General features: G+C 37.8%; 12 protein-coding genes. 5 read left to right on the top strand and 7 right to left on the bottom strand.

Features of this window, described 5'->3' with window-relative positions:
* The first annotated feature begins 21 nt into the window (after nucleotides 1-21).
* A complete protein-coding gene (locus tag ABMA76_RS15075) occupies nucleotides 22-795 on the top strand; it encodes a dienelactone hydrolase family protein (protein WP_392857079.1) in 774 nt (257 codons plus the stop codon).
* 51 nt (nucleotides 796-846) lie between these two features.
* On the opposite strand, the gene ABMA76_RS15070 is transcribed toward ABMA76_RS15075, so the two are convergent.
* Nucleotides 847-2,100 (bottom strand): hypothetical protein, encoded by a 1,254-nt coding sequence (locus tag ABMA76_RS15070; RefSeq protein WP_393062058.1) that lies wholly within the window; start codon nucleotides 2,098-2,100, stop codon nucleotides 847-849.
* A gap of 122 nt (nucleotides 2,101-2,222) precedes the next feature.
* Here ABMA76_RS15070 and ABMA76_RS15065 point away from each other — a divergent pair, with 122 nt between their 5' ends.
* Nucleotides 2,223-2,600 carry a thiol-disulfide oxidoreductase DCC family protein gene (locus ABMA76_RS15065; RefSeq protein ID WP_393062056.1) on the top strand — a complete coding sequence of 126 codons (378 nt, stop codon included), beginning with the start codon at nucleotides 2,223-2,225 and terminating at the stop codon, nucleotides 2,598-2,600.
* Here ABMA76_RS15065 and rlmN read toward each other — a convergent pair.
* Both rlmN and ABMA76_RS15055 read right to left on the bottom strand, forming a co-directional pair.
* Nucleotides 2,595-3,632, bottom strand: a complete 1,038-nt coding sequence (rlmN, locus tag ABMA76_RS15060; RefSeq protein WP_393062066.1) for a 23S rRNA (adenine(2503)-C(2))-methyltransferase RlmN — start codon at nucleotides 3,630-3,632, stop codon at nucleotides 2,595-2,597. The genes ABMA76_RS15065 and rlmN overlap by 6 nt on opposite strands.
* Nucleotides 3,632-3,991, bottom strand: a complete 360-nt coding sequence (locus ABMA76_RS15055) for a hypothetical protein (protein WP_392911253.1) — start codon at nucleotides 3,989-3,991, stop codon at nucleotides 3,632-3,634. The genes rlmN and ABMA76_RS15055 overlap by 1 nt, the downstream gene beginning before the upstream one ends.
* Before the next feature lie 52 nt (nucleotides 3,992-4,043).
* Between ABMA76_RS15055 and ABMA76_RS15050 the strand changes: the two genes are divergently transcribed.
* From ABMA76_RS15050 to ABMA76_RS15040, 3 genes are all read left to right on the top strand, one after another.
* Complete coding sequence (locus tag ABMA76_RS15050) at nucleotides 4,044-4,916, top strand: RsmB/NOP family class I SAM-dependent RNA methyltransferase (protein WP_393062054.1); 873 nt, start codon at nucleotides 4,044-4,046, stop codon at nucleotides 4,914-4,916.
* 6 nt (nucleotides 4,917-4,922) lie between these two features.
* Complete coding sequence (locus ABMA76_RS15045) at nucleotides 4,923-5,300, top strand: Kazal-type serine protease inhibitor domain-containing protein (RefSeq protein ID WP_393062052.1); 378 nt, start codon at nucleotides 4,923-4,925, stop codon at nucleotides 5,298-5,300.
* Nucleotides 5,301-5,457: 157 nt separating this feature from the next.
* Nucleotides 5,458-7,047, top strand: coding sequence for a methyl-accepting chemotaxis protein (locus tag ABMA76_RS15040; protein WP_392911261.1), 1,590 nt, complete (start codon nucleotides 5,458-5,460; stop codon nucleotides 7,045-7,047).
* Between the two features lie 14 nt (nucleotides 7,048-7,061).
* Here the strand turns inward: ABMA76_RS15040 and ABMA76_RS15035 are convergent, their stop codons facing one another.
* Genes ABMA76_RS15035 through ABMA76_RS15020 form a run of 4 tightly spaced genes read right to left on the bottom strand, consistent with a single transcriptional unit; the run spans nucleotide 7,062 to nucleotide 10,181 of the window.
* Nucleotides 7,062-7,871: an ABC transporter permease gene (locus ABMA76_RS15035; RefSeq protein WP_392911263.1), complete on the bottom strand. Its 810-nt coding sequence runs from the start codon at nucleotides 7,869-7,871 to the stop codon at nucleotides 7,062-7,064.
* A complete protein-coding gene (locus ABMA76_RS15030) occupies nucleotides 7,871-8,668 on the bottom strand; it encodes an ABC transporter permease (protein ID WP_393062050.1) in 798 nt (265 codons plus the stop codon). Before ABMA76_RS15030 ends, ABMA76_RS15035 begins: the two co-directional genes overlap by 1 nt.
* The gene (locus ABMA76_RS15025) at nucleotides 8,661-9,653 is read right to left on the bottom strand and encodes an ATP-binding cassette domain-containing protein (protein WP_392911267.1); all 993 of its coding nucleotides are present in this window, start codon (nucleotides 9,651-9,653) and stop codon (nucleotides 8,661-8,663) included. Before ABMA76_RS15025 ends, ABMA76_RS15030 begins: the two co-directional genes overlap by 8 nt.
* 6 nt (nucleotides 9,654-9,659) lie before the next feature.
* Entirely contained in the window at nucleotides 9,660-10,181 is a 522-nt protein-coding gene (locus ABMA76_RS15020) for a TrmH family RNA methyltransferase (protein ID WP_393062048.1), read from the bottom strand.
* Nucleotides 10,182-10,217 lie beyond the last annotated feature (36 nt).

Here is a 10,217-nt window from a genome sequence, read left to right as displayed (position 1 = left end):
GTCAATATTTTAGGAGGAAAAATGAGAATTTTACTGCCAATTTTGATGGTGATGGGCTTTGCAAGCTGTTCATCTGTGACAACGAAGGATGTTGACTACAAAGTAGGGGATAAGAGTTATCGAGGCTATATGGCCCTTACTGGCGACGAGGATAATAAGAAGCCAGGCGTTGTCGTTGTTCACGAATGGTGGGGACATAATGATTATGCGAGAAAGCGTGCAGACCAGCTTGCAGCTCTTGGCTACAATGCTATTGCCCTTGATATGTATGGAGATGGAAAGACGGCAAACCACCCAAAAGATGCTATGAAGTTTTCATCTGAGGCCTTTAAGAACCCAACACTTCTTAAAGCAAAATTCAATAAGGCCGTGGATCTTTTAAAAGAACAGCCAAGTGTCGATGCTGAACGCATTGGTGCTATTGGATACTGCTTTGGAGGGGCCGTTGTTCTTTTTAATGCGACTCAAGGAGCTGACCTAAAAGGAGTGGTTTCATTCCACGGGTCTTTATCAGGTATAAAACAAGTGACGAAGAACTCAAAAGCAAAGCTTTTAGTCATTAATGGTGCCGACGATCCACTTGTAACAAAAGATGATATTACCAATTTTAAGAAGGTTATTAGAAGATCACAACTACCAATGAGGTTTGTGAATCTACCTGGTGCAACTCATGCCTTCACAAATCCAAAGGCGACTGAGAATGGAAAGAAATTTAATCTTCCTTTGGCCTATAATGAAAAGGCAGATAAAGAGTCTTGGGATTTAATGAGAGAGTTTCTACAGAATACACTTTAAATAAAAAAGGCCACTCATTGAGCGGCCTTTATATTTTTTTCTTTTTACTACTTATTCACAAGCTGGAACTTCTACCCAAAATCTATCTGCATGGTATCCATCTAGCGTATAATCTTCAAAGCTAAACTGTCTTGTAAGCTTCTCATCAACTTTGATTGTTTTCCAATTTGTTGTCACAGCGTTGTCACAATCAAGAGCGACATTTGCAAGATCAAGAGTTGAAAGAAATTTGTTCTTAAGTGGTAAGTTTACCTTACAAGCTTGGAAACTTCCTTTTTCTCCTTCTGTAGCACAAGTCGTTGCTTTTTCAGTTGCTAGAACCATTAGATTTGAATCTTTTCTAAAGATTGTAATATCTTGAGTAACAGTATCAAAAGCAGTCCCATTATTAACAAGGGTACTTTTTAGAGTATTTTTTAAGCTGCTAATTTTATCCCCAAGTTTATGTAGATCACATGCCGCTGGAGTTTCTGCATAGAACTTAGTCTGACATGCAAAATTTTCTGCAAGTGCAACTCCATCTCTGTCACTTACTTTTGTTCCAAAGTCTGCATCACCTTCAATTTTACCGTGAAGCATACCTGCTACTTTTCCATCAACTAGGACAGGAGAACCTGTTGAGTTCCAGTCGATAGCACAGTTTGAAAGAACAAAGTTCTTTGAATCTTTTGATCCGTTAATTGTTGTTAGTAGTGAATCTGTTAGACCGTTACACTTCTTCTTTGCTCTTGTGTATTTCCCTTCAGAAACAGCGTAGTTAACTTCAAATCCTCTTTTGAAACTTGTAAGTTCAAAAATCTTATTTTCTCCACCGAAGTTGATACCTTGGTTAGTTGTTTCAAGAAATCCAACTTTTGATTTCTGCTTTGTTGAAACAAGAACAATTTCTGAATATTTTTGGTTTTCAATTGAAGAACAAGTATATGTAAAGCCTTTAAGGTCTTTGAAAGCAACTTCTGAACAAGCTGAATCTAGCCAGTCTGAGTATGATTGATCTTTTTGTCTACTTGGAAGACATTTCTTAGCTGTTGCAATTAGGTTATCGCCAACAAAGAAGGCCGCACATGTTTGAAGCTTTCCACGATTAAGTTTACCCATCATTAACACTTGGTCGATACAACCATCTTTTGAGAAGCGGTCACATACGAAATTAGCTCCTGCAACTTCTGATGCAACAGCGTCACCTTTTAGCCCTTGGCTATTAATAGTTGGTCCCTTGTCCTCATAAATACTTGAACGGTTCCCACATGAAGTTAGGTTTAAAAGGGTAATGGCACTAACACCAAGAAGTAGAATTTTCTTCATAGATTGCTCTCTCGATAATAGGGTAAAAGTTGGCAAAATCTAGCATAATAAATATGAACAATGTAGTTCTAACTCAGCAAATATAATTTTTACAATTTCCCAGATGGTGTAGAATGGAGAGTATGAATATTATCTTTATCGACGGTAAGTGCTTAATATGTAATGGCCTCGTCAAGATTATTTATCGAATCGATCGCAAGAAGAAGGTTAAATTCTGTCATCTACAGGACCCAAAAGCGCTGGATTATCTTCAACAAGATTTTGTTAAGAATCTCTCAACAGTGGTTTTCTATCAGAATGGTGAGATTTCAACGAAGTCAGATGCGGCCATTGCGGTAATGGTGGAGTTAGGTCATTGCTATTTTAAAGTCTTTAAAATAATACCTAGGCCACTAAGAAATTGGCTCTATGAAGTCGTTGCAGAAAATCGTTACCGACTTGGTAAGGAGTTAGAGACTTGTCCGATTCCTGATAAGGATTTAGCAAGTCGCTTTCTATGAATCTTGTGATGTTAACTGGCCACAGGCCGCTAGTATATCATCGCCCTTCGTTGTGCGAATCATGGCGTGAAAGCCAAGTTCGATGAGGCCCTTCTTAAACTCTTCGACGGCCGCCATCTCTGGCCTCTTATAAGGAGCGCCTGGAAATTCATTAAAAGGAATGAGATTAAAAATAACGGGCATTCCTTTTAATAGTCGACCAATCTCTTCCACATGTTTTCTTGTATGATTTAAGTCGCGAATAATTAAATATTCAAAAGTTAGAAACTGGCGCTTCATTAATTTGATCGTCTTAAGCTCATCAATTAACTCTGCAATAGGGTAGGCTTTGTTGAGTGGAATGAGCTCATTTCTTTCTTCATTAAATGGAGAGTGGAAGCTGAGGGCAAAGTTAACACTTCCTAGTTCACTGAATCTTTTGATACCTGGTAAATATCCGGCCGTTGATAGTGTGATCTGTCTTGGGCCTAATCCCATGCCTTCTTTTGTTTTTAGAACTTCAATGGCATCCGCTACATTATCAATATTATGTAGTGGCTCACCTTGTCCCATGAAGACAATATTAGGGGCCGCCTGATGGCCTTCAAACTTCTCTTTGATATAGGCATAGGCTTGCATATATTGCAGAATAATTTCTTTCTTCTCTAGCGAACGTGTTAACCCCTGCGTTCCTGTAAAACAGAATGAGCACTTCATGGCACATCCAACTTGAGAGGATAGGCAAAGCGTATATTTCTTTTGAAAGGGGACACATACTGTTTCCACAGTTCGTCCGTCACTTAACTTAAAGAGAAGTTTAACTGTTTTATCATCAACTGATTCTTGAATCTTAGCGATTTCAAGTAGGTCAAAACAATATTTTTCTTCTAATAGCGAGTAGAGTTTTTGAGGTAGGCCAGTAATTTCTTTAAAGGATTCTGCCCCATGTTTATAAACTTGGGTATAGATCGTTTGAGCATGAACTCTGGTAAATCCATGCCCAGTGATGAAGTCTTCAAGACTTGAAAGTGGGGTAGAAAAGAATGATTCTATTAGATCATCCCCATTTTCTTTGCTTGTTCCATCATTTGCTCACGCTGCTCTGGAGACATATTCTGTAGCATTTCTTGCATTTTTTGTAGCTCTTCTGGTGACATTTGAGACATCATCTCTTGTGCCTTAGCATACATATCTTGCTGGTTTTCAAATTTTTTCATCGTAAAAATGATTTTCTCAGGGCCAATCTCACTGTCGATCATTTTCTTTTCTCTTAGTTCTTCGAGAACTTTATTAAGGCTTAGGCCTTTATTATCTGCAACTTCATACATCTTTTCAGTAGGAAGAGATACTTTCTTTTCAGGGAAGCCATTGGCGCTTAAATTCTTGATAATTTGATCAATAAATTTTTCCATTTCAACATCCTTTTCTTTGCTCGATTAGGTCATATTTAGTAACATGATGCGCATGAAAAACCAAGCTGCAGCAACGAAAGGCCCTGAGGGCTTTGAATATTTTTACTCACAAATGTGGGGATCCCGATGGAGTTCTCTAAAAGATTCTTTTACTAAGAAAGAAGAGAAGGCCTATCGTCGAAATAAGTGGTTTTCAGGAGAATTTATTGATTCAGATGAACTAATCCCAGATGTGTATGCCAAGGGAGAGGTAACGGAATCTGAAGAGATTAAGTCCCACTATGTGATGGATGCTGCTAGTGTTATTGTTGCTCGTAATCTCAAACCAACGCCCGGCTCCAAAGTTCTTGATATGTGTGCGGCACCTGGCGGTAAGAGCTTAGTACTATTTGAAGAAATGGAAGGTAAGGGACACCTTGTTCTAAATGAGCTTTCACGTAACCGTAAAGAGCGTTTACGTCGAGTTGTTTCAGAGTATGTCCCGGAAGAAATGAGAGATATCATTGATATCCGTGGTTTTGATGGTAATAAGTATGAGCTTAACTTAAAAAATGAATTTGACTTTGTTCTACTGGATGCCCCTTGCTCTGGAGAACGCCATACTATAAATGATCAAAAATATCTTAATATGTGGTCAAAGAAGAGAACGAGAAACCTTGCTGGTCTTCAATACTCTCTACTTTGTTCTGCTCTTCTAACGCTAAAAAGTGGCGGTGAAGTTCTCTACTCAACATGCTCTATTTCTAGTCTTGAAAATGATGAAGTGATCGCTAAAGTCCTGAAAAAGAAAGGCGATCAAGTTGAGCTTGTTCATGACCTAGATACTTTCGGTTTCGGTGAGAAAACTGAATATGGTACAATATTTCTACCTGATAAAGAGGGATCAATTGGTCCGCTCTATATGTGTAAACTTCGAAAAAAGTAGGTTGGTATGAAATTTCTTTTGGCCCTAATTCTTGCTGTAAACAGTTATGCATTTAAATGTACAAAAGAATATCGTCCGGTATGTGCTAACGGTAAAACATACTCAAATCGTTGCATGGCCCAAATGGTAGACGCCACGAATATTAAGGATGGCCCTTGTTCTAATGATAAGAATAACTCTCTAAATAAAAAACACTCAAGACCACAGGGAACTTCTCCGATGAAGCCTCATCGTCCAAAGGCCAAAGCTCCGTGTATCTGTCCAATGATTTGGATGCCAGTGTGTGGAGTTGACGGGAAAACCTACGGTAGTGCTTGTAATGCAAACTGCGAAAAAGTGCAAATAAAACACCAGGGCGCATGTGAGAAGATTGAAACCCACTAATTTTACTTTTGGCTTTTTTAATTTTTTTTCCTATGTAAGCTGTGAATTTTCAACAGGTCCAATTCTATTTATTTTCACCTTGTATAGGTTTAGTTAAAAGACTGAACTTTAATTAAAAATGACTCTGTACGATACTTCAGTGTATTCTGGAGGATTAATGAAGAATAAGAATTTTAAAGTTAAATTGATCTTATTATGTTTCTTTTTGTCAGTTGTCAGTATTGTCATTAGTACTGTCTCTTACTTTGGTGTAAGTGACTTAAGTGCGCAATCTAATTTCTTTAATGAAAATATTATTCCACGAAGTTCTCTACTTAGTGAGATGGATGTCAGTTATCAGAAAACGCGAATTCAAGTTAGGACCCTAGGACTTGAGGACTTAGATCGTAAGAATCGAAATAATGCGATCTCTAATACGATTAAGATGATTGATAATTATGAGTTAGCTGCAAATAAGTTACGTAGTATAATCACAGACCCTGAAGAACAAAAAATATTTAATGAGCTACAAGTTCAGTGGAGTGACTTTAAGAAAGTTGGTGCTAGAGCGCTTGAGCTTGCAAAGATTAATAATGAGGAAGCAAGAGCGGAACTGCATGAAATTTTCTTAGTTCATTGTCCAGAAGCTGCCGAAAATTATCAAAGAGTTCTAGATAAGTACAACACACGTTTATCAAGAGAAGTTATTTCTTCTGCATCTGTTGTTAGTGCAACAGCACGTAGTTTACAGATTACTCTTGTAGTTGTTTCATTAATTGGAATTGTTTTTGGATTCTCTATTGGAGTAGTGTACGCTTCAAATATTTCTCAAAAAATTAAAGCAACGATCTCTGCTCTTACAAATACATCTCGCTCCCTTACAAAGAGTGCAAAGAATATCGCAACAACTTCAAATGAACTATCTTTGTCTAGTGAAAGACAAGACTCTTCACTTCAAGAATCTTCTAGTTCATTAGAAGAGATAAGTTCAATGGTGAGAATGACGGCAGATAACGCACAAAAGTCTAATAATCTTGCACAAGATAGCTTAGCTAAGGCCGCTGTAGGTAAGAAGATTGTAAAGAAGATGATTCATTCGATGAATGGAATCGACAGCGATATTGACGTCATGGTTGAGGAGTTCTCAGATAATAACAAGAAAATGCTCCACATCGTAGAGCTTATTAATCGAATTGAGGAAAGAACTCAAGTTATTAACGATATTGTTTTTCAAACAAAGCTTCTTTCATTCAATGCATCAGTTGAGGCCGCAAGGGCCGGTGAAGCCGGGAAGGGATTCGCAGTCGTTGCCGAAGAAGTTGGGAAATTAGCACAAATGAGTGGGAATGCCTCTGTTGAGATTTCAGATATGGTTAGTACAAGTGTTAATGAAGTGAACTCAATTGTTGAAGAGTCAAATATGAAACTTTCTGGGTTAGTTCAGAAAGTAAGAAATAGTGTAACGTCGGGTTCTGATGTCGCTAATCAGTGTGGGCAAATTCTTGAAGAAATAGTTATTAGTGTAGAGAATGTGACAAATTCTATTACTGAGATTTCATCTGCAACCTTCGAGCAATCTAAGGGGATTACTGAACTGCAGAGCTCAATTTCAAGTATTGATGTGTCTTCAAAGTCTAATACGGGGATTGCAAAGGGAGCATCAAATATTGCGGATCAATTATTGAATGAAGTAAGTTTCGTGAACCGCTCAATTGGTGAGATCGAGCTTGTTTTCTTAGGTGAGGAAGAAAGAAAACAAGCCGCATAAGTTTAATTTTGACTTTAAGAAGAAGCCGAATCGTAGACTTGTAGTCCTCGCTCCCAAAGTTTTAATAAAATAAACCAAAATACACTAGTGGCAACTACCATAATAAGAAGGTAGTGCCACTTACTCATATCTAATAAGAAATGAATCGGTGCCGAACCTACTAGTAGTATCGGTACGAGGGTCGAAAACACTCTCTTTGTTGCTGCCCCGTAAATAAGATCAGGCCAGCGCGAAAGTTGCTGCATCTGCATTCTAAAGAAGTTAATCCCAACCCCTTCAACCAACCAAAACATAGCGCAGCTAATAACAAATTCCACGACAGCAAGTAGTGCAAGCGACAGCGTTAGAAGTAGAGGAATAAGTGCCCATTGTAATAGGTTAAAACCATTAAGGTTTGCATAGTAACTAAATACTGCGATTGCAGGAATTAGTGTTGGAATAGATGATGGCCTAATATTGCGAAAGAAGACACTGAAGATCGAACTTAGAGGTCTTAAGATCGTATAGTCTAGCTGTCCAGACTTAAGGTCATCACTAAAGCGCCAAAAATTTTGGCTTAAGATAATCATGTGAAAACCATCGACAAGTAAGACATAAGATAGAAAAAGCATAAATTGGTTTCGATTCCACCCCATAACCATATCCACGTGATCAAAGATAAAATCAACAGTAAAGTAAGCTGAACCAAAAAACATTAGATCCATCATAACCATGAGGACAAAACTTGTGCGAAAGCTCATAGCAACGGCCGTACTTGTTGAGATAAACTTCTTATATACTGATAGGTAGTGTTTAACTTCTGAACTAAAAGAACCAAATCTCATTACATCCCCGCCGCTGTATAAAGTCTAATTCCACGCTTCCACGTTAGAGCACAAATGATACTTACAAGAAGTAGCCAAGGACCTAAGATACTGAAGAAACTCGCGTAACTTACGGCCTCACCCATAAAAACTTTAATTGGATAATAAGTAAGATATGGAAAAGGTGTATACATTAGGATTTCTCTAAAGAAGTCCGGATATAGTTCTAGTGGAATAATTGCGCCTGATAAAAAAACTGTGACCATTTGAAGCATAACTCTTAAGATCCAAGTCTCTTCTAACCAAAAGGCCATAACACCAGTTAAGTATTGTAGAGAAAACCAAAAGAGGCTTACAAAGAGACAAACTCCAACACCGTTAAGTAGTGTCGGTAAGTCAACACTTGGTAAAATTCCAATTAGTGAAAATAGGAATATTGCAAAGCCTGTTACAAAAAGCTGAATGAATTGAAATCCAATAAATGAAGCCGTATGGAATTCCCAGAAATTAAAAGGGTAGATCAGATAAGTTGAAATTCTTCCCATTCTGATATCAAGGGCCAAATTAAGTGCCGTGTGCCCTTGAGCAAGCTGTGAAACCACAAAGGCCCAAACGTGATAAGTAAGCATGGCCTTAAGTGTATAGCCTTTAATTGTGGCACTTCCCGTACTTTCAAAAATGGCCGTCCACAGATTGTACTTAATAAAAAGAAAGACTAGTGCCGGTCCAATAATCTGGAGAAAGAAGTTTAGACGGTAGGCCGTGTACTTTACAATGGAGATCTTAATGGTTTGCCACCATTTGATAAGATTAGACATTACTTAGAATCTCCGGGTTCTCCATGATCTTCTTCATGACTTTCTCTATTGGAAGTTTTTCTGTATGAAAATCAATAACTGGGTATTTTGATAAAATGGCCGCAGAGATTTCTGAGAGTTCTTCTTTATCAACTCTTAACTCAACACTTGACCCATTATCTAGAAAGTCGCAATCAAGTTTAGACCAAAAATCTTCTTTGGTATCAATTGCTTTATCAAAGCTGAAATAGACAGACTTTTTATCCCCGAGAATCTTTTCAAGATTTTGAAGTGGCCCATCATATGCTTTCTGTCCTTTTGAAATAAGAACAAGGTCCTTACAGAGCGCCTGAACATCGGCCATATAATGTGAGGTTAGAATAATCGAGAGATCATTTTTAGCATGATATTCTTTTAAGAAATTTCTCATATTTTCTTGGGCCACAAGATCAAGTCCAATTGTAGGCTCATCTAAGAAGAGTACCTCTGGCTCGTGTAAGAGAGAGGCCATGAGCTCTAGCTTCATTCTTTCACCAAGAGAAAGTTTTCTTACATGGATATGAAATAGCTCAGTAACATCTAAAAGTTCCCCCATGTAGCCAAGTTTCTTTTTGAATTGGTCATCTGGGATTTCATAATATTTTTGAAGTAATTGGAATGAGTCCATTGCCGGGATATCCCACCACAGCTGCGACTTTTGTCCCATAACCAGAGCAATCTTCTTTCTAAATTCCTTATCTCGTTGCCAAGGCTTGTATCCTGCAATTGTGACTTCTCCGCTTGAGGGAACAATTATCCCTGTCAGCATCTTCATAAGGGTCGTTTTACCAGCTCCATTTGGACCTAATAAACCTTTGATTTCTCCCTTTTCAACTTTAAAGCTAAAGTCGTTTACGGCATACTTTGTAATGGGATTTCGATTAAAGAAAGATTTAATACTTCCTTTAAATCCTTCTTCTTTCTTATAACTGGTAAACTTCTTTGTGAGGTTATTTGTTTCAATCATTTTTTCTTACTCGCTAGCGTGTTGGTTAGTGTACTCGTACATGACAATACTGGCCGCAATGGAAACATTTAACGATTCAGTCATTCCATATTGCTTAATCTTAAGCCTTTTGATCCCTGGCATCTCTTTTAGAGGCCCAAACTCTTCATGGCCAAAGATGAAGGCAGACTTCTTAGGAAGTTCACTCTTATTTAGATAAGTTTGTGCATGAGAGTCTAGAGTTAGGGGAGTGTAGCCAAGTTCATTAATGCGCTCAACCGAATCTTCGATATTATCGTAGAAGAAAGTCTTCACTCTTTTAAGTGCACCTTTTGCAATTGTGACATCAAAGAATTTCGTTCCCACAATATGAACTTCGTGAACACTGTAGATTTCACAAGACCTCAGGATCTTACCAATATTAAAACCACCCTTTAGATGATCTAAAATAATGATGATTTCATGTTGTCCATGAACGGCTTTTTCTTTAGCTATTTCTAGCTCTTTTTCCAATTTCTTTTCTAAGAATTTTCTTGTTTTCTTGCTCATATGTCGGTTAAATTACGAAATAAATCGGAGGTTTGC

Source organism: Halobacteriovorax sp. ZH5_bin.2, from assembly GCF_043196375.1.
GTDB lineage: Bacteria > Bdellovibrionota > Bacteriovoracia > Bacteriovoracales > Bacteriovoracaceae > Halobacteriovorax_A.
This window is presented reverse-complemented; position numbering and strand designations above follow the sequence as displayed.